A 17,878-nucleotide genomic window follows, 5' to 3' on the forward strand; every position below is an offset into this window, starting at 1 on the left:
CCCATGACGTCCGCGATCCGGATCGAGGGACTGGTCAAGCGATTCGGACGCTTCACTGCGCTCGACGGCCTGGATCTGGAGGTCGCCGCGGGCGAGGTGCACGGCTTCCTCGGCCCCAACGGGGCCGGCAAGTCCACCACGTTGCGGGTCCTGCTGGGTCTGCTCCGGCCGGACGCCGGGCACGTCGGGCTGCTCGGCGGCGACCCCTGGCGCGACGTGGTGAGCCTGCACCGACGGCTCGCCTACGTGCCGGGCGACGTGAGCCTGTGGCCCGGAATGACCGGCGGCGAGGCGATCGATCTGCTCGGCCGGTTGCGCGGCGGACTCGACCGGCGGCGCCGCGCGGCCCTGCTCGACCGGTTCGAACTCGACCCGACCAGACGCGGCCGCACCTATTCGAAGGGCAACCGGCAGAAGGTGGCGCTCGTCGCGGCCCTGGCCTCGGACGTGGAACTGTTGCTGCTCGACGAGCCGACCTCGGGGCTCGACCCGGTCATCTCCGCGGTGTTCCACGACGAGATCACCCGGGAGAAGCGGCGCGGGCGGACGGTCCTGCTGTCGAGCCACGTGCTCAGCGAGGTCGAGACGCTCGCCGACCGGATGAGCATCATCCGCGACGGCCGGGTCGTCGAGACCGGCACGCTCGAGGACATGCGTGCGGATCTGCGCTCGACGATCGACGCTGTCCTCGCCGCCCCCGTGGCCGACCCGGCGGCACTGACCGCGCTGCCCGGGATCCACGACGTGCGCATCGACGGCCCGCGCGTGCACTGCGCGGTCGAGCACGGCCACGCCGGCCCGGTGCTCGCGGCTCTGGGCCGCAACGACATCCGCAGCATCACCGTCTCGCCACCGTCCCTCGAAGAGTTGTTCCTGCGGCACTATCACCGGCACGGCCGCGACGGGCAGGCCCCGACGTGAGGGCCTCGTGGGCGGGGATGCGGCCGCTGCTGCGGGCCACCGCCGAGCAGGACCGCGGCAACGTCGCGCCGTGGATCGTGCTCGTCACGGCGCTGTCGGTGTCGTCGGTCCTCGCCTACGGCTGGGTGTTCCCGGACGCGGCGAGCCGCCGCACCCTCGATGCCACCCTCGGCGCGAACCCGGCGCTGCGGGTCGTGTTCGGCCCGGCGCGCGACCTGACCTACGCGGACGGATTCAACGCGTGGCGGGCCGGGGCGCTCGGCGCGTTCTTCACGGCCCTGATGGCGATCCTGGCCGTCATCCGCAACAGCCGCGCCCACGAGGATTCGGGTCAGGCCGAACTCGTCGCCTCGGGCGTCGTCGGCCGCCAGGCCCGGCTGGCGACGGCCGTCGCGTGGTCGTCGCTGGCCTCCGTCGCGCTCGGTGTCGTCTGTGCGGGCGCGACGATCCTCGTCGGCGGCGGTGTCGCCGACTCGGTCACGCTGGCCGCGACGTTCACCGCGTCCGGGCTGGTGTTCGGCGCGCTCGCCGCGGTCACCGCCCAGCTGGGGTCCTACGCGCCCACCGCCACCACCCTGGCGATCGGGGTGCTCGGAGCCTGTCTGCTGGTCCGCGCCTACGTCGACGTGGTCGCCCCCGACGGGTGGGCGATCTGGACGACCCCGCTGGGCTGGGTGCAGCAGGTTCGCCCGGCGGCGGGAAACGACTGGTGGCCCCTGGCGGCCTGCCTCGTGCTGACCGCGGTACTGCTGTTGATCGCGTTCGTCCTGCAGGCCCGGCGCGATTTCGGGGTCGGTGTGATCGCGCCGTCGCCGGGGCCCGCAGAAGGCGGGGCGGGAACGAACGTGTGGGGCCTGGCGCTGCGTCTGCACCGCGGCGCGCTCGCCGCGTGGACGACGGTGTTCGTGGCGCTCGGGGTGGTGTTCGGTTTCATGTCCACCACGTTCACGGAGGTCTTCGCCGACAACCCGGCGCTCGGCTCGCTGCTCGGGAGCGGACGCGGCTCGCTCGTCTTCGGTTTCGTGGTGACGATGCTGCAGCTGATGGGCATCGTCGCCGCCGTGTTCGGGGTCCAGGTGATGATGCGGCTGCGCGCCGAGGAACTGGCGCTGCGCGTCGAACCGGTGCTGGCCGGGGCCCTGACCCGGACCCGGTACTTCGCGTCGCACGCGGGAATCGCGCTGCTCGCCCCCGCGGCGGCGCTGCTCGTGGGGGCGACGCTGTTCGCGTACGTCTCGTCGGCGCGGGGTGGACGGATCGCGGCCGGGGATCTGATCCGCCAGGCGCTCGTGACGATTCCCGCGGTGTGGGTGCTGGTCGGGTTCGCGGTCGCGGTGATCGGCGCCCGGCCCCGGGCGCGGATGCTCGGCTGGCTCGGTGTGGTCGCCGCCTTCGCGCTGACGATCCTGGGCCCGCTGTTCCGGTTGTGGAACTGGATTCTGGGAATCAGTCCGTTCCGGCACGTGCCCGTGGTGACGGCGGCACCACCGCAGTGGCTCGGGCTCGCCGTGCTCACCGCCGTGGCCGCCCTGTTCGCCGCGGTGGGGTTCGCGGGGTTCCGGCGCCGGGACGTCGGCTGAGGACCGGTCGCACTACAGTCGCGGAGCATCGGGTCGTCACCGGGAACGGAGCACCGCATGAACCGTTGGGCCGCATTCGTCGTCGACCGGCGCTGGTGGGTGCTCGGGTTGGCGGTCGTCGTCGTCGTGCTCGCGGGCGTCTGGGGCACCGGGGTGTTCGGCCGACTCTCGCAGGGCGGGTTCTACGACCCCGGCAGCGAATCGGCCGAGGTGCAGCGCATCGTGGACGACAATTTCGGTCCCCAGACCGCCGACATCATCGCGATCTACACCCCGCCACCCGGGCGCACCGTCGCCGACATCGGACCCGAGGTGACCGCGGTGCTCGATCGGTTCGCGGCCGAGGTACCCACCCGTTCGGTCGACTCCTACTGGTCGGCCACGCCACCGGCGAAGCAGCTGCTGCTGTCGAAGGACGGCGGCAGCGCGGCGGCGGCCGTCACCCTCGAGCCCGGCTCGGAGATCACCGTCACGACGTTCCAGGGTCTGCTCCCGAGACTCGAGGTCCCCGGTGTCGACGCGCAGTTCGCGGGGAACTCGGTCGTCGGCGTCGCGTTCACCACCCGGCTCGAGCGCGATCTGCTCTTCGCGGAGGCGATTGCTCTTCCGGTGACGCTGGTGCTGCTGGTGTTCATCTTCGGCGGTCTCGTCGCGGCGGCGGTCCCGGTGTTCGTCGGGGTCCTCGCCGTCCTCAGCGCTCTGGCGACGCTGCGTCTGCTCACGATGTACACGGAGGTGAGCTCGTTCGCGCTGAACGTCACGTCGCTGATCGGTCTGGGCCTGGCGATCGACTACGGCCTGTTCATCGTCAGCCGTTTCCGGGAGGAACTCGACTCCGGCGCCGACCCGGCCTCCGCGACGCGTCGCACCGTGCTCACCGCGGGCCGCACGGTCATGTTCTCGGGGCTGTTGCTGATGTGCGCCTTCGCCGGAATGCTCGTGTTCCCGCAGGCACTGCTGCGGTCCCTGGGTCTCGGTGCGATCGCCGCCGTGCTCAGCGCGGCGGTGCTCTCGCTCACCGCGATTCCCGCGCTGCTGGCGATACTCGGGCACCGCATCAACGCGCTGACGTGGCGTGAGGGCGCCGCGCGGCGGGGCGAGGCCCGGGCCCGGCGCTTCTGGGGGTCGGTGGTGACGAAGGTGATGCGCCGGCCGGCCCTGGTGGCGGTGACGATCACCGCCGGTCTGCTGCTGCTCGCCACGCCGCTGCTGCGCGCCTCCTTCGGCGAGATCGAGTACACCGCCCTGCCCGCGGGTGACCCGGCGCGTGCCGCCACCCAGACACTGCTCGACGAGTTCCCCTCCACCGGCAACGGCGTCACGCTCGTGCTGCGGGGCGACGACGGTTCCGCACCCGCCGCGGTCGCGGTCACGGCGGTATCCCGCGCGGCGGCGGACGTGGACGGCGTCGCGCAGACCGTCACCGTCGCCGCGCGGAACGACGTCGTGGTCCTGCAGGCGCTGTACGCCCAGGGGGTGGAGGAGACGCCGCAGGCGAGCGAGATCGTCCGGGAGCTACGGGATCTGCCGCCCCCGCCGGGCACCGACCTGCTCGTCGGCGGCGGCCGGGCGATGGTCGACGACAGCAATGCCGCGATCGCCCGCTCGATGCCCGCGATGATCGCGGTCATGGTGCTCTCCACCCTGGTGCTGCTGTTCCTGGCATTCGGGTCCGTGGTGCTCCCGCTCAAGGCGGTGGCGATGGCGGGTCTGAGCCTGGCCGCCACGTTCGGCGTGCTCACCTGGGTGTTCCAGCTCGGCAACGGAGCGGAGCTGCTCGGCGTGACCCCCAGCCCGCTGGAGCCGAGCTTCGTGGTGCTGATCCTGGCGGTGGTGTTCGGCCTGTCCACCGACTACGAGGTGTTCCTGATGTCGCGCATGGTGGAGGCCCGGGCCGCCGGGGCGAGCACGGAGGAGGCGGTACGGTTCGGCACCGAGCGCACCGGCCGGGTGGTGACCTCGGCGGCGTTGCTGCTGATCGTGGTGACCGGCGCGTTCACGATCTCGGGACTGTCGATCATGCGGTTCCTGGGGGTGGGGATGATCCTCGCGCTGATCATCGACGCGACCGTGGTGCGGATGCTGCTGGTGCCGTCGCTGGTCAAGCTGATGGGCGAGGCGAACTGGTGGGCGCCGGCGTGGATGAAGCGGGCGCACGCGAAGGTCGGCATCGGACACTAGAATCCGTTCTTACCTTGCAGTAGGTTCGGGTCATGGCCACGTACCTCGTCACGGGCGGGACCGGTTTCCTCGGCACGCACGTGCTCGGCCGACTGCTCGGGACCCGGCCGGACGCCGACATCCATGTGCTGGTCCGGCCGGCGTCGCTGCCGAAGTTCGAGGCCCTCCGCAGGCGTCTGGACGGTGGGTCCCGGTTGCACGCGCTGCTCGGCGATCTCACCGAACCGGGACTCGGACTCGACCCCGCCACGGTGCCGCCGGCCGAGCACGTCCTGCACCTCGGCGCGATCTACGACCTGACCGTCGGCGAGGAGCAGGCGACCACGAACGTCGCAGGTACGCGCGCGGTGATCACGCTCGCACTGGAACTGGGCGCGACCCTGCACCACGTCTCGTCCGTCGCTGTCGCCGGTGATCACCGCGGCACGTTCGCCGAGGACGACCTCGACCTGGGCCAGCGCTTCCCGTCGCCGTATCACCGCACCAAGTTCGAGGCCGAGAAGGCGGTCCGGGCGAGTCCGGTGCGCCGGCGCATCTACCGGCCGTCGGTGATCGTGGGCAGTTCCACCACCGGCGAGATCACCAAGATCGACGGTCCCTACTACTTCTTTCCCGCCCTGGCCGCGCTGGCGGCGCTGCCGTCCCGGCTGCCACTGGTCCTGCCCGACCTCGGCGACACCAACCTGGTGCCGGTCGACTACGTCGCGGCCGCGATCGTCGAACTCATGCACCGTCCCGGATCGGACGGGCGCACCTTCCACCTCGTCTCGCGCCCACAGCCGGTGCGCGAGGTGTTCGCGGCGCTGGCCGCCGCGGCGGGAGCCCCCGTTCCCGTCGCCGGTGTGCCCGGCGCGCTGGTGCGTCCGCTGTTGTCGAGCAGCGCGCTTCCCGGCCTGGACGCCGTCCGTCGTCTCGTGCTGCGCCGGGCGGGCATCCCCTCGGTCGTGCTCGACCAGCTGACCTTCCCGAGCCGGTTCACCGACCGGAACACCCGGGAGGCCCTGCGCGGCAGCGGGATCACGCTGCCCGAGTTCGCCGGGTACGCCCCGCTGCTGTGGCGCTACTGGCGCGAGCACCTCGACCCCGACCGGGCCCGCCGCGACGATCCGCGCGGACCGCTCGTGGAACGGCACGTGCTGATCACCGGTGCCTCCTCGGGGATCGGACGCGCCACCGCGATCGCCGCGGCCCGCGAGGGTGCCGTGGTCTTCGCCCTCGCCCGTCGCGCCGAGGAACTCGACGCGGTCGTCGCCGCGATCCGCGCGGACGGCGGCAGTGCGTACGCCTATCCGTGTGACGTCACCGACTCGGCTGCGGTCGAGCACACCGTGCAGGCGATCCTCGCCGAGCACGACTGCATCGACATGCTGGTCAACAACGCGGGCCGCTCGATCCGGCGCGGGCTGTACCACTCGACGGACCGACTGCACGACTTCGAACGCACCATGGCGGTCAACTACATCGGCGCGGTGCGGGCGACCCTGGCCCTGCTGCCGCACATGCGGGCGCGCCGCTTCGGACACATCGTGAACATCAGCACCGCGGGGGTACAGGCCCGCACCCCGCGATACGCGGCGTACATCGCCTCGAAGTCCGCGCTCGAAGGATTCGCGGACGTCGCCGCCTCCGAGACGCGGGACGACGGAATCACGTTCACCACCCTCCACATGCCTCTCGTGCGGACCCCCATGATCGAGCCCACCGGGTCGTACAACCCGGGACCGGCGATCAGCCCGGAGGACGCCGCGCAGATGGTGATCCGGGCCCTCGTCGAGCGGCCCAAACGCATCGACGTGCCGATCGGCACCGTCGGTGAGTTCGCCGGTCTCTTCGCCCCGGCTCTGCGGGATCGGATGTTCGCGCTCTACTACCACGCCTACCCCGACGCGCCCGCCGCACGCGGCGAGAAGTCCGACACGCCCCCGCAGCTGCGGACGCTGCCCCGTCCGATGCTGCCGAACCCCGCGGTGCTGCGCCGGGTCGGCCGGTTGCTGCCCGGCGTGCACTGGTGAGGCGGCTGCGCCGCCGGTGTGCCGTTTGGGCGGCTGGGACCGCCCAAAGGGCACACCGCTAGAGAATCGCCACCAGTGGTCGCACCGGCTTCGGATCGGCGCCGCAGCTGACCGGGCGTGGCGGCAGTTGCCGGGCCTCGACCCGCACGCGCCAGTGACGGCCGTCGCGGTGCCGCACCACCGTTGCGGCGTCGCTCTCGTCGACGACGAACGCATCGGCGTCCGCGGTCACCCGTTCGCGCACCGCGATCTCGGCGACCTGCCCGGCCGCGGACCAGCTGCTGCGCCCCCGCAGCCCCGGCAGGTACACCTCGCCGCGGGCGGCGGCCGCCATGGCGTCCCGGCTCTGCGCGACGTCGAGCCGGCCGTAGGTGTAGCCCGTGGGCAGCAGGATCAGCGAGGGTGCGAACCGGTGCCCGCCGGTGTGCGAACACTCCCACACATCCTCGCCGAACTCCGCGGCCAGCGCCGCCGCCACAGGACGCCCCAGCACGGCGCAGCACCGGTCCCGCTTGCCGTGGGCGCACACCAGCGCGACGGGCCGGCTCACCGCGCGGCCGAGGCCGGGTGCCGGACCGGCGACGACGCGCGGGATCAGATCGAGCAGTTCCTTCGGTTCCCCGACCTCGAGCCGCTCACACCAGCTGCTGCCCGGATCGGACCGGGCCAGGAACACGGTGCGGGCGCCGCCGGGACGCGACGTGTCGCGTCCGGGTCGCCGGATGAACAGCAGCCGCACGCCGGCGGCGTCGGCCGCGGCCGAGAACTCGCCGGCGAGGTCGGGACCGAGAGCGGTACCGTCGAGGACGTCGCGCCCCCAGCCGGACGGCATCTCGAGGCACACCCAGCCCGGAGCGGTGGCGGCGGTGCCGGGCAATGGCTCGTCGAGCGCAGAGGCCGCGGAGCAGGTGGGAGGAAATGCAGGGCTCACCCGCTCATTGTGTCCGTCCGGGCTGATCGTGGAAGCGACGGCCCTCGGCAAGTTGCCGCACGAAGGCCTCGATGCGGCGTGCACGGGTCTCCGGGCGCTTCGCGGCCTGCAACCGATAGACGATCGCGTAGCGGTTGCGACCGTCGAGCGTGTCGTAGAAGGCCCGCGCGGCGGGATTGCCCGCGAGGGCGTCGAGGAAGTCCTGCGGCATCTGCGCGGTCGCCTGGCCGGGGTAGGCGCGCTCCCAGCGACCGTCTGCGCGGGCGCGGGCGACTTCCGCGGCCCCGGCTGCGCTCAGCCGGCCCTCGGCCTCGAGGCGCTCGACGAGTTCGCGGTTGCGCTGCGACCACGGGCTGCGGGCCCGGCGCGGCGTGATGCGCTGGAGGCGGAAGTCGTCGTCGAGCCTGCGCGCCTGACTGTCGATCCAGCCGTGGCACAGCAGTTCCTCGACCACCTCGGCGTAGCTCACCGACGGATGCGCCGATCCCTTCTTGGCGAGCGCGACCCAGATGCCCGGCGAATCGGTGTGGTGCTCACGCAGCCAGGTGGCGAAGGACTCCCGGTCGGGGAAGTACTCGACGGGCAACTCGTCGGCCATGGTCATCTCCCCAGCCGGCGCAGGCCGGACCGCGTCCACAGACCGAGGAAGCTCTGGGAGAGGTAGGCGAGAGAGCCGAGCGCGAGCACCCACTTCACGGTGCTGACCGTTGTCGCCGCCCGGACGGTGGTGTCGGTGATGCGGTCCCGGTGGTCGAGCAGGTACAGACCCGCGACGTTCTCGACGTAGTCCGCGGACGCGGCCACCGCCGGGGCGAGGGCGAGGGCGCGGCGGATGCGCGCAGGAACGGGCCGGTGGTCGGCGAGCGATCGCGCCCCGGCCCGCAGTGCGATGGCAAAGATCAAGGGATGCACCAGGTCCCAGTAGTAGTGTCGGCGATACCGCGCGACAGCGTCCGCATCGAGTCCGTCGAGAACCCGGCGGTACGCCGCTGCGGAGAAGGCGGTCTGGATCCGTCCGACTGCCGGCGCGGCGGGGCCGAGCACTCGGGCGATGTTGGCCTGCGACACCGCGAATACCGCTGCGGCGACCAGCAGGCGACGGTCGTGCGCGGTCCGTGCCATGCGGCGATCCTAACGTCCGGCCGGCAGCGCGGTGCCCGGTCGGACCGCTCGATCGGTCCGGCCGGGCACCCGCTTCACGTGGTCGGCGCTCAGCGCGCTCGCGCTGCGGGGGCATCCGTCACAGGCCGGCGGAGCCGCTGGTGATCGGGTTGCAGCCGCGGATTGTCGTCTGGTGCCACGTGCCGATATCCATGTAGTCCTGCTCGGGCCCGAGGATCATCCGGTACTTCACGACGTGCGAGTCCGCCAACGGATTCGGCAACGTCGGAAGCTGCTCGACAGTACCGAGCCGCACGTTGTGGGTGACGGTGCCATTGGGGACGGACTTCAGTCCGGCGAGGCGACCGGTGGGCCCGGTGCCGTAGTCCGTGCCGGTGGGCACCTCGTCGTCGACGACGAAGTCGATGGTGAAGTTCTCGAGGGCCGTGTCGTTCTCGATCGTGAAGTCGACGGAGCAGTCGTCCTTACCGTCGGCCCAGTACCGCACCGGCCCATCGTGCTTTCCGCCCTCGGGCGCGGCCGCGGCCACACCGCCGCCGAGCCCCACGCCGACACCTTCAGCGATCACGGTGGCAGCGAGTCGTTTCGTCGTGCTGCGCATGTGCGCTCCTCTCGTCGAAGAAGTAGGTGTTTCGGACGGTATCAATCATCTTCGGCCGTGCAACCCGTCGTTGCCAATCGCCGCCGGAGCCGGGGGGACGGCAACCAGACACCATTCCCGCCGTCCGCGGGAGTCAAACCGTTGTCGGCGAACCGACACCGCAACGATGCCTCGACAGCGTCCTGTCCTGCGGATTCCGTGCCGCCGGTGGCGCAGCCGGCACCCCGGAGGACGCGACTGTGATTTGCATCACACTGACTGCGTCTGCACTTCACCCGGCCGACGGCTCGTGGGTGCCCCGTCCCCGCCCTCCCCGATTCGGATCAGCACGTGGTGATGAACCGTGCCGGCGTGCACCGTGTCCTCGTGCGTCGTGCAGGGCTGCTCCGTGTGCGGGACTCGAACCCGCTGCGCTGCCCTCCGCGCGCCGGAGGATACAGACGGGTCGATTCACCGCGACCCACGGCGTGTGCTCGCTTCCGATCCGGGTACCTGCTGCCCACGATCACTCGTCGATCAGATCGACCTCCCAGTTCACGCGCTGGATCTCGAGGTCCACCCGCCGGATCCGGCGAGCCAGATCGTCGGCGGTGCGCCGCAGGTCCCGGACCGACAGCGCCGAGACGTATGCCAGTTCGGACCGGAGCTGTCGCCCGTATCGATCCTTGCCACCCGAGGCCGCGTCCGCGGCCGCGGTCAGCGCACGGTGCCGCGTCTGCAGAGCGTCCCGTTCGGCCAGGGCATCGGTGAGGGTCCGGTCTCCGACGGGGGTGGCGGTGTTCGTCTTGTTGATCCGGGCGATCAGCAGAGCATGCCGATCGACGGCGTCGGTGAGTTGTTCGAGAAGCTCGCCGGCATTCTCGGCGGGCTCCTCCCCTTCCTGATATCGGGCATTGGCCACGATCCGGGCGCCGAGCTGCTCGATCCGCCGTTTCAGCTCGCCTCGTTCGGCGAGTGCCTCCGCCAGCCGCATGACGTCGAATCGTAGACGAGCGATCGAGTTCATGCGTACCCGGTTTCCGGCACCGCCGAGACCACCCATCCGGGCGGAAAAACCGTGTCCCACGTCCCGGTCCGCGAACGGCTCTGCCACGTCGGCGTGCCCGCGGGTGAGCTGCGGTACAGGCCCCGGGCGGCGGCAAGGGTGCGGTCGTACTGGGTCGGCCAGCCGATGTCGGCGGCGAGCTGCTCGAGAACGACGCGATCCCGGCTCAACGCCCGTTCGGTGTGGGCGAGTGCGGGCAGCGAGTCCCGCTTGTCGGTGTTGCACCTTCCGCAGGCGAGTACGAGATTCGCCAGTCCGTCGAGGGGTACCCGGGACCACGGTAGCACGTGGTCGACCGGGCTACCCTCGGAAAGTATTGCCGCACAATAGAAGCAAGTCGCTCCGAACGCCTCACGAAGCGCCACCCGGGGCTTCGTGAGCGAGACGCGCTCGCGACCGAACAGGTGCCCCGCAATGTCGGGAACGTCGAGAAAGGCGTTGTACCGGCGCACGTCCTGTACCCACAGGATCTCCAGAGTCGGAGTGAGCAGACCGGACAGGCGCGCCAGGGCCGCCGCAACTCCCGGAAACAGACGGATCGCGCCGCCGTGCCGGACGATCGCCGCCCGGGTGATCCCGGAGTGCAGCCAGGAGTCGTCGTAGAGGAACGGTTCACCGCGTCCGCCCGGCACCCGCTGCAGCCGGTACAGCGGCTGTTGCGCGAGCGTGAGCGCGACCTCCGCGACGGTCTCGCGGTACAGGTCCGGCTTCCGCGATCTCGCGCGGGACAGACCGGCCACCCCGTCGGCGTTCACGGCGCCGCGCAGTGCCTCCACGGCCGTCAGGATCCGAGCCCTGGGCTGCGACGACTGCCGGAGCCGATGCCCGTCGAACGGGCGGACCTGGGGCCAGTACAGGTCGATCACACGCTCGGCGAGCGCGTCGATCGGCACGTCGAGTGCCGCGGCCGGGTCCGCCGGCAGGTGTTCGACGCAGAAGCCGACCAGCGCCGACAGGACAGCCAGCTTGTAGGTGGCGGTGCGCGCACCGGTCTCGAGGACGGCGACGACGCGCTGACCGAGCGCGAGAGGATCCGTCGGTGGTCCGGTACCGTCCACCCCGCGACGGTAGCGCAGCGGAAGGAACCACGATGGGCAAGCTGGTCCGCGACCGGATTCCCGAGATCATCGAAGCCGACGGTCGGGTGGCGCACACTCGGATACTCGATCGGGACGAGTACCGCTGCGCCCTGCTCGACAAACTCGTGGAGGAAGCGCACGAACTCCGGCACGCGCGGGGCGACGACGAGCGGCTCGGCGAACTCGCCGACATGCACGAGGTGTTCACGGCTGCGCTCTCCGCATTCGGGATCACCGCGGACGAGGTGGTTGCCGCGGCTGCCGCCAAGCGCGCCGAACGCGGCGGCTTCGATCGCCGCATCTGGCTGGAATAGCTCTGTCGTTGCGGAACGAGTGCTCAGGTGAGGAACGGCAGCACAGTGGCCTCGAACTCGCGGTGCCGGTCGCGGTGGATGCTGTGGCCACAGGTGAAGTCGTGGACCGCGACGTCGCCGAGGACGTCCACCGCGGCCGTGAGCCGGGTCGGATCGACCATGCTGCCGGGCCCGCCCCGCAGAATCAGCGTCGGCGCGGTGATCTGCGCAAGACGTTCCCACCACATCGGATTCGGCGCGCGGAACTGGGTGATGGCCGAGCCGGTCATGGAGCGGTCGAAGGCGAAGGTCGCGCGCGGATTGCGCAGCAGGCTCGTCGAGGCGTGCCACAGTTCGCCCGGCGACGGCAGACGCCCACCGAGCACCGGCGGCGGATCGCCCGGACGCAGCGGCAGCGGGGCCTCCTCGAGCACGAGCCGGCGCACCAGGCCCGGGCGCTGCTGCGCGACGAGGGATCCAGTGTGCCCGCCGAGGGAGTGCCCGACGAGGTCGACCGTCTCGAGGCCCAGGTGCTCGCAGAGTCCGAGCACGTCGGCGCCGAACTCGTCGAAACGGTAGGACGCGGCACGGGCACTGCGTCCGTGGCCGCGCAGGTCCACCGCCACGACCCGCCGGCCGGCCGCGAGCAGTGACCGGGCGAACCGGTCCCACGTGCGGCCGTCGCCGCCCATCCCGTGCACCAGCAGCACCGGCACGGGGTGGTGGCCCGTCCTGGGAGCCGAATCCCGGTAGGCGATCGCCACCCCGTTCGGCGCGGCCGTCAGCACACTGGTCTCCACGTCCATCGAGCGTACTCACTCGTAGACGCCCTCCACATGCCAGTGCTCGTCGACGTGGATCACCAGCAGGGCCCGGGACTCCTCGAGCCGCACCTGCAGCCGTGCCACCGCCCGCGCCGCCGCCGGATCCCACCAGTACTCGTCCACCGGCCACGGCCCGGCCCACCCGCGCACCCGCCAGCTGCGGCTGCCCCAGCTCAGCCGGTCGGGATCGCCGCTGAGCAGACCACGCTCGGTCACCGTCACCGGGGTGCCCGCCGCATCCTCGAGCGCAACGGGAGGCAGGGTGGTGAGCACCACAGCCGGGGCGGGCGGCGGTAGCCGGCCCGGCCACGGCGCCGACGGATCCGTCGCCGGCACCGACTCCTCCCCCAGCGGCACGAGGGTCACCCGTTCCACCGGGCCACGTCCACCACTGAGCACCCCCACCAACACGGAATCGGCACCGAGCAGTCCCTGCACCCGCACCAGGGCGCGCCGGGCCCGCTCGTCCTCGTCGCCGACCCCGCCCCACAAACCCAGCTGCAACGATCCCGCCGCCACCACCTCCACCGGTTCGAGCCGCAGCAGGACGATCCCGGCGGTGGGGCGGGCCGCACTGTGCCCGGTGAGCCAGCCGTCGAGTTGCCAGCGCACCCGATCGGCGGTGCCGTCCGGGGTCAGCGGCTCGGCGCAGCGCCACGTCCGGGCCAATTCCTCACCGTTGCCGGTGCGGGCGGCCACCAGCAGCCGGGTGCAGGCCACGCCCGCCGCGGCCAGCCGGGTGTGCAGCACCGCGGCAAGTGCCCGGCCGGCGAAGGCGGCCGAGTCGACCCGTTCGAGCGGCGGATCACAGGGACGTTCCACCACCAGATCGGGCGGCAGGGCACGACCGGACGGCGGCCGTTGCGGCCGTGCCCGTGCGTCGCGGTGCGCGGCGACGGCGTCCGGGCCGAAGCGGGAGGCGACGTCGGTCGGCGACAGCGCGGCGAACGCCCCGATCGTGCGCAGACCGAGCCGTTTCAGCAGGTCCACCAGGTCGACGCGCTCAGGGGCCGCCAGGGACGGCTCCAGACAGATCTCCGAAATACCCAGAGGCGCAAGGAATTCCTCGTCCCCTCCGGGCGGGACGAGGCGGGCGTGGCGGGCGGCGAGCACCGCGGTGAACAACTCGTCGGCGATCCCGACCTGGCATTCGACGCCGGTGGCGGCCACCTCGTCGATCAGCCGCTCGGCCGCCGCCTCCTCGGAACCGAACCAGCGCACGACGCCGCGCGCGGCGAGCACCACCAGACCGGGACGCAGCACCTCCACGCCCGGCGCCGTCGCATCGATCGCCGCCGCCACCGGTTCGAACAACCGCGCGTCGCGACCCGGATCATCCTGGGCAACATACAAATCCGGACACCGAGCCTGAGCCTCCCGGCGCCGCAGGCCCCGTCGCACGCCGGCGGCCCGGGCCGGTGCGGAACAGGCCACCACCCGGTTGGCCGAGATCACCGCCACCGGTGCCGTCGGCGGCAGGTCGGCGGCCGCGGCGGCAGCGATCGCCGGCCAGTCCGGGCACCACAGGGCCACCACCCGGGCCGGGCGGGGTTCGCTCACAGCGCCACCTCGGCAGGCCGGGGACTGCCGACCTGCGCCGGTCCGCCCGGCCGCCACTCCACCCCGGTTCGACCGGCGCACAGGTCCATTCGCGCCGACCGAGGCTGGAAGGACCGTCCCTGGGCACGCACGGAGAACCTGGTACCGCACAGTCTGCCCCGGGCCGGGGCCGACAGCCCCCGGTAACCGTGCACCGCAGCCTCGAGCCGCACGTGCGCTCCGTCCCACCGGCCGTCGGTGACCACCAGGGCTGCACCCTTGCTCCGGGCCCGAGCCACCACCGCCCGGGCCCGCGACGGCGGCACCACGACGCCCCCGAGACCGAGAACGACGAGGTCCATGCCGTCGAGCAGGACGGCGGCCACCTCCACCGGATCCGGCCCCGGGTGGGGGATCAGCGCGATCCGGCTCAACTCGGCCCCCATCTCGGCGGCAGCCAGCAGACCCAGGCGGCGATGGCCGACGACGGCGGCATGCCCACCGGCGGCGGTGGCCGAGGCCAGCACACCGAGCAGCAAAGACGTTGCTCCCGAAAAGCTTACGACGGATCCACGAGTCAGGCCGCCGTCCGGGAGCAGCCGGGCGAGAGGCTCGGGCACCGGGAGCAACCGATCGGCCGGCACCGGAGACGCGGCGGGTTCTGCCGGGCGGGGACGGGCGCTCTCCCCCCTCGCGGGGATCGCGGCGATCTGCCGACGCAACGCCTCGAGCCGTTCCTGCCGGGAAGGACCCACCGGATCCTGCGACCCACCCTCGACCCGAAACTCGGCCACCTCGCCCACACGAACTCCCCTCGCCCTGCGCCGGCCGCGTATAACACGGCCCACCGACAAACCGCGGGGAAGACGCGGTTGTTCGAACATGTATTCGAACAGCTTCAGTAGACCCGATTCCGGGGGCGCCCGTCAAGCGCTGTCCCCCGCGGCATCCACTACCCTCGTGAAGGTGTCGGAACAGGAGCGAGCGGCAAGCGTCGTCGGCCCGGATCACTTGGTGGCCGGACGTTATCGGCTCGTCTCCAAACTCGGCGGCGGTGGCATGGGGGCGGTCTGGCTCGCCCACGACACCCTGCTCGATCGGGACGTGGCCGTCAAACAGGTCACCTCGACCGTGGGCCTGCCCACGGGGGCCGCCGAGGAGATCCGCCGCCGCACGCTGCGTGAGGGCCGGATCGCCGCCCGCCTCACCCACGAGCACGCGATCGCGATGTACGACGTCGCCCTCCATTCCGGCGAGCCGTGGCTGGTCATGGAGCATCTTCCCTCCCGCAGCCTCGCCCAGGTGATGAACATCGCCGACACCCTGCCGCCGCTCGAGGTGGCGCAGATCGGCGCACACGTCGCCGATGCGCTCGCCGCCGCCCACGCAGCCGGGATCGTGCACCGCGACATCAAGCCGGGCAACATCCTCGTCGCCGAGCGCGGCCGCGAGCTGGGCACGGTCAAGATCAGCGACTTCGGCATCGCCCGCGCGAAGGGCGACCACGACCGGTCCGGCGTGATCACCGGCACCCCTGCCTTCTTCGCACCCGAAGTGGCCCGCGGTAGCGATCCCACCGAGGCCAGCGACGTCTTCTCCCTGGGCGCGACCCTCTACACCGCGATCGAGGGTCAGCCGCCGTTCGGCATCGATCCCGACTCGATCGCCCTGTTGCACCGTGTCGCCCGCGCCGAGATCATCCCGCCTACCCGCACGGGCCCACTGACCGACGTCCTGCTCGCGATGCTGGAACCCGACCCCGCCCGTCGCCCGACGATGGAGCAGGCCCGGGATCGTCTCGCCGCGGTCGTCCTCGGGGCCGACGCCGACCCGGAACTGCTCCGCGGCCGTCCGATCCTGTCCGCCGACGGAACCGTCCCCGTGTGGGCGCGGCGCGCCACCGCCCCCGTCGTGGGATCCCGGCGCACCGCGGGCGCCGGCGGCACCCTCACCGGATTGCCCGCCGCTCCCCAGCCCGTCTCGCTGCGGGGCGTACCCCGCCCCGCGGAGTTGCTGCGCCGGCTGCAGCCCACCGGCCCCCCGCCGCGCACCACACGGGAGAAGGTCGTCGCGTTCGCGCCGATGGCGATGGCGGTCATGGTGGCCGTGATCGTTCTCGCGCTGATCGTGGCCCTGATCGTCGCGGTCGCCGTCAGCTGAGCTTGACCTTCGGGTCGGCCGAAGCTCGATGATGGTGCCGTGACCCCCTCCCCAGACCTGATCACGATCGGCATCATGGCCCGGCTCAGCGGGCTCACCCCCGGAGCGCTGCGGTTCTACGGCGACTGCCGGCTGCTCGTGCCCGCCCTGGTCGATCCCGTCACCGGCTACCGGTACTACACGGTCGACCAACGCGAACGAGCGGTGACGATCCGTCAGCTCCGCGAACTCGACGTCCCGCTCGAGGATGTCGGCCGGATCCTCGACGGCGATGCCGAGTCCGGTGCCGCGCTGCTCGACGAACACGTCGCCGAACTGCATCGCCGGGCCGAGCGCGCGACCCGGCTGGCCTCCGACGTCAAGTCCCGCCTCACCGCCTTCGCGGCACCGCCGGCGGTCGTCGTGCCGGGCCGGCTCCTCGCCGGCACCGTCGAACGCGTTCTTCCGTCCGTCGCCATGGATCCGGAAATTCCTTGCCTGACAGGCGTTCTCGTCGAGGTGGAGGCCGGGGCGGTGGTCCTGACGGCGACGAACCATTACCGGCTGACCACCGGCTCGGTGACGGCCGCGGCCCGCACCGGGGACCCGTTCCGCACCGTCGCCGACAGCTCCGTGCTCCGCGGGACCGCCACGTGGCTGCGGGAACACGAGAACGTCGGCCTGGCTCTCGACGACTCGGGCGCGCTCACCCTCACCGGCGCCGACGGTGAGCGGCACCGCTGCCCGGCCGTCGACGGAACCTTCCCCGACTACCGCAGCATGCTCGGCGCCCTCGCCCCGCCGGTCACGCGGGCGATCGTGCACCGCGACGCCCTGGCCGGGGCCGTGCGCGACGCTGCGGCCGGCCCGATCGACCTTCGCGTGCGGGCGACGGCACTCACCGTCGGCCACCGGGGGCACGACCGCGTGCTGCCCGCCGACGTCACCGGCGCCGACCTGGATCTCGCCTTCGACCGGGACGGGCTGGGAGCCGCCCTCGACACCGCCGTCGGACCGGAGGTGCTGCTGGACATCGCCTCCTACGACCGGCCCGTCGTGATCCGCTCCGCCGCGGCCGGGGACCTGACCACGCTGGCCATGCCCGTCCGCCGGGAGGAACGGCCGTGACCACCGATCCCGACCCGATCATGGCCGCCGTCACCGAGGCGGTCACAGCCGCCCGCTCCGGCGACGACCCCACCGCCCGGACTCGGCTGGTGGCCTTGTGGGCGAGCGTGGGGCCGCACGGCGATCCCCTGCACCGCTGCGCCCTGGCCCACTACCTGGCCGATCTGTACGACGATCCCGCCGTCTCCCTCACCTGGGACCTCCGCGCCCTCGACGCGGCCGCGGCCCTCGACGACGACCGGCTCGCCCGGCACGACGCCGCGTTGCAGGTGCGGGCCTTCCAGCCGTCGCTGCACCTGAATCTCGCCGACGACTACCGGCGTCTCGGGTCCTTCGCGGTAGCCACGGAGCACTTGACGGCGGCCCGCGACTGCGTCGACATCCTGCCCGAGGACGGGTACGGCCGCACGGTACGCGCGGGGATCGAGCACGTCGCCGCGGCACTCGCGACCGGCTCGACCGCGCGGCTGCCCACGCACTGAA

At 72.2% G+C, this 17,878-nt stretch carries 17 protein-coding genes; 8 read left to right on the forward strand and 9 right to left on the reverse strand.

Annotation, left to right across the window (positions count from 1 at the left end):
• The first annotated feature begins 3 nt into the window (after nt 1–3).
• The 4 genes from QNA09_RS15365 to QNA09_RS15380 are packed head-to-tail and all read left to right on the forward strand — an operon-like array spanning nt 4 to nt 6,694.
• The gene (locus tag QNA09_RS15365) at nt 4–921 is read left to right on the forward strand and encodes an ABC transporter ATP-binding protein (RefSeq protein WP_040272405.1); all 918 of its coding nucleotides are present in this window, start codon (nt 4–6) and stop codon (nt 919–921) included.
• On the forward strand, nt 918–2,501 hold the full coding sequence (locus QNA09_RS15370; RefSeq protein WP_234420099.1) for an ABC transporter permease: 1,584 nt from the start codon (nt 918–920) through the stop codon (nt 2,499–2,501). Before QNA09_RS15365 ends, QNA09_RS15370 begins: the two co-directional genes overlap by 4 nt.
• Nucleotides 2,502–2,558: 57 nt before the next feature.
• Nucleotides 2,559–4,682: an MMPL family transporter gene (locus tag QNA09_RS15375; protein ID WP_308071965.1), complete on the forward strand. Its 2,124-nt coding sequence runs from the start codon at nt 2,559–2,561 to the stop codon at nt 4,680–4,682.
• A gap of 32 nt (nt 4,683–4,714) precedes the next feature.
• Nucleotides 4,715–6,694, forward strand: coding sequence for an SDR family oxidoreductase (locus QNA09_RS15380; protein WP_308071966.1), 1,980 nt, complete (start codon nt 4,715–4,717; stop codon nt 6,692–6,694).
• A gap of 58 nt (nt 6,695–6,752) precedes the next feature.
• On the opposite strand, the gene QNA09_RS15385 is transcribed toward QNA09_RS15380, so the two are convergent.
• The 6 genes from QNA09_RS15385 to QNA09_RS15410 all read right to left on the reverse strand — a co-directional run bounded on the left by QNA09_RS15385 (nt 6,753) and on the right by QNA09_RS15410 (nt 11,451).
• Nucleotides 6,753–7,625 (reverse strand): sucrase ferredoxin, encoded by an 873-nt coding sequence (locus QNA09_RS15385; protein ID WP_026137513.1) that lies wholly within the window; start codon nt 7,623–7,625, stop codon nt 6,753–6,755.
• 4 nt (nt 7,626–7,629) lie between these two features.
• Nucleotides 7,630–8,223: a YdeI family protein gene (locus QNA09_RS15390; protein WP_010595543.1), complete on the reverse strand. Its 594-nt coding sequence runs from the start codon at nt 8,221–8,223 to the stop codon at nt 7,630–7,632.
• Nucleotides 8,224–8,225: 2 nt separating this feature from the next.
• Nucleotides 8,226–8,747: a hypothetical protein gene (locus QNA09_RS15395; RefSeq protein WP_010595544.1), complete on the reverse strand. Its 522-nt coding sequence runs from the start codon at nt 8,745–8,747 to the stop codon at nt 8,226–8,228.
• A 118-nt stretch (nt 8,748–8,865) separates the two neighbouring features.
• Nucleotides 8,866–9,348 carry a hypothetical protein gene (locus QNA09_RS15400; protein ID WP_308071967.1) on the reverse strand — a complete coding sequence of 161 codons (483 nt, stop codon included), beginning with the start codon at nt 9,346–9,348 and terminating at the stop codon, nt 8,866–8,868.
• Between the two features lie 505 nt (nt 9,349–9,853).
• Nucleotides 9,854–10,321 carry a DIP1984 family protein gene (locus tag QNA09_RS15405; RefSeq protein ID WP_203011895.1) on the reverse strand — a complete coding sequence of 156 codons (468 nt, stop codon included), beginning with the start codon at nt 10,319–10,321 and terminating at the stop codon, nt 9,854–9,856.
• A 29-nt stretch (nt 10,322–10,350) separates the two neighbouring features.
• A complete protein-coding gene (locus QNA09_RS15410) occupies nt 10,351–11,451 on the reverse strand; it encodes an HNH endonuclease (RefSeq protein WP_017679639.1) in 1,101 nt (366 codons plus the stop codon).
• A 32-nt stretch (nt 11,452–11,483) separates the two neighbouring features.
• Between QNA09_RS15410 and QNA09_RS15415 the strand changes: the two genes are divergently transcribed.
• Nucleotides 11,484–11,786, forward strand: coding sequence for a nucleoside triphosphate pyrophosphohydrolase (locus QNA09_RS15415; RefSeq protein ID WP_017679640.1), 303 nt, complete (start codon nt 11,484–11,486; stop codon nt 11,784–11,786).
• A 23-nt stretch (nt 11,787–11,809) separates the two neighbouring features.
• Here the strand turns inward: QNA09_RS15415 and QNA09_RS15420 are convergent, their stop codons facing one another.
• The 3 genes from QNA09_RS15420 to QNA09_RS15430 are packed head-to-tail and all read right to left on the reverse strand — an operon-like array spanning nt 11,810 to nt 14,931.
• On the reverse strand, nt 11,810–12,565 hold the full coding sequence (locus tag QNA09_RS15420; RefSeq protein WP_026137515.1) for an alpha/beta fold hydrolase: 756 nt from the start codon (nt 12,563–12,565) through the stop codon (nt 11,810–11,812).
• Between the two features lie 15 nt (nt 12,566–12,580).
• A complete protein-coding gene (locus tag QNA09_RS15425; protein ID WP_059174396.1) occupies nt 12,581–14,149 on the reverse strand; it encodes a DNA polymerase Y family protein in 1,569 nt (522 codons plus the stop codon).
• Nucleotides 14,146–14,931, reverse strand: a complete 786-nt coding sequence (locus QNA09_RS15430; RefSeq protein WP_026137516.1) for a hypothetical protein — start codon at nt 14,929–14,931, stop codon at nt 14,146–14,148. The genes QNA09_RS15425 and QNA09_RS15430 overlap by 4 nt, the downstream gene beginning before the upstream one ends.
• Nucleotides 14,932–15,094: 163 nt before the next feature.
• Between QNA09_RS15430 and QNA09_RS15435 the strand changes: the two genes are divergently transcribed.
• Genes QNA09_RS15435 through QNA09_RS15445 form a run of 3 tightly spaced genes read left to right on the forward strand, consistent with a single transcriptional unit; the run spans nt 15,095 to nt 17,877 of the window.
• Nucleotides 15,095–16,288, forward strand: coding sequence for a serine/threonine-protein kinase (locus tag QNA09_RS15435; RefSeq protein WP_026137517.1), 1,194 nt, complete (start codon nt 15,095–15,097; stop codon nt 16,286–16,288).
• Between the two features lie 39 nt (nt 16,289–16,327).
• Nucleotides 16,328–17,395 carry a MerR family transcriptional regulator gene (locus tag QNA09_RS15440; protein WP_308071968.1) on the forward strand — a complete coding sequence of 356 codons (1,068 nt, stop codon included), beginning with the start codon at nt 16,328–16,330 and terminating at the stop codon, nt 17,393–17,395.
• Complete coding sequence (locus QNA09_RS15445) at nt 17,392–17,877, forward strand: hypothetical protein (RefSeq protein WP_010595554.1); 486 nt, start codon at nt 17,392–17,394, stop codon at nt 17,875–17,877. Before QNA09_RS15440 ends, QNA09_RS15445 begins: the two co-directional genes overlap by 4 nt.
• Nucleotide 17,878 lies beyond the last annotated feature (1 nt).

Origin of the sequence: Rhodococcus sp. AH-ZY2, assembly GCF_030916465.1 — a bacterium.
Taxonomy (GTDB): domain Bacteria; phylum Actinomycetota; class Actinomycetes; order Mycobacteriales; family Mycobacteriaceae; genus Rhodococcus; species Rhodococcus ruber.